The sequence below is a fragment of the Geodermatophilus sabuli genome (assembly GCF_010686765.1).
Classification (GTDB): Bacteria; Actinomycetota; Actinomycetes; order Mycobacteriales; family Geodermatophilaceae; genus Geodermatophilus; species Geodermatophilus sabuli_A.
The window spans coordinates 1-804 of record NZ_JAAGWF010000057.1 but is presented as its reverse complement, the minus strand read 5'-3'; the positions used below and the strand labels follow the sequence as shown (position 1 = coordinate 804).

Sequence of the window (804 nt, the reverse complement as noted above, 5' to 3'; positions counted from 1 at the left end):
CCCCGGCGGGGTTGCACGTGGACGGGCCGTTGGCGATCGAGGAGCCGATCTTCGGTGCGGACTTCGCGTATCTGCAGTCGGTGGTGGGGGAGGGGCAGACGGCGAAGCTGACGATCCCCTCGCCGTCGATGGTGCACTACCGCGGGGGTGCGGCGGCGATCGATCCGGCGGTGTACGCCGACGAGGACGCCTTCTGGGAGGCGTTGTCGGCGGCCTATCGGCAGCAGGTGCAGGGGATCGCGGCGCAGGGGTGCAGCTATCTGCAGCTGGATGACACCAGCCTGGCCTATCTCAACGATCCGGCGCAGCGGGCGGAGCTGGCCGCGCAGGGGCGCGATGCCGAGCACCAGCACGAGCGCTACATCCGGCAGATCAACGCCGCGCTGGCCGGCCGGCCCGAGGGGCTGACGGTGACCACGCACCTGTGCCGGGGGAACTTCCGGTCCTCGTGGGTGGCCGAGGGTGGGTATGACTTCGTGGCCGAGGCGTTGTTCGGGGGCCTGGACGTCGATGGCTTCTTCCTGGAGTACGACGACGCGCGGTCGGGTGGGTTCGAGCCGCTGCGGTTCGTGCCGGAGGGCAAGCGGGTGGTGCTGGGCCTGGTGACGACGAAGAGCCCGGAGCTGGAGGACAAGGACGCGCTCAAGCGGCGGATCGACGAGGCGGCGCGGTTCGTTCCGCTGGAGCAGTTGGCGATCTCGCCGCAGTGCGGGTTCTCCTCCACCGTGGAGGGCAACGCGCTGACCCGCGACGAGCAGATCGCCAAGCTGGCCCTGGTCGTGGAGACCGCCCAGGAGGTCTGGG

The 804-nt window shown here is 70.3% G+C and carries 1 protein-coding gene; it reads left to right on the top strand.

Annotated elements, in window-relative coordinates:
* Positions 1 to 17: 17 nt before the first annotated feature.
* A partial coding sequence (locus tag GCU56_RS22970; protein ID WP_345772028.1) for a 5-methyltetrahydropteroyltriglutamate--homocysteine S-methyltransferase occupies positions 18 to 804 on the top strand: 787 nt, incomplete at its 3' end.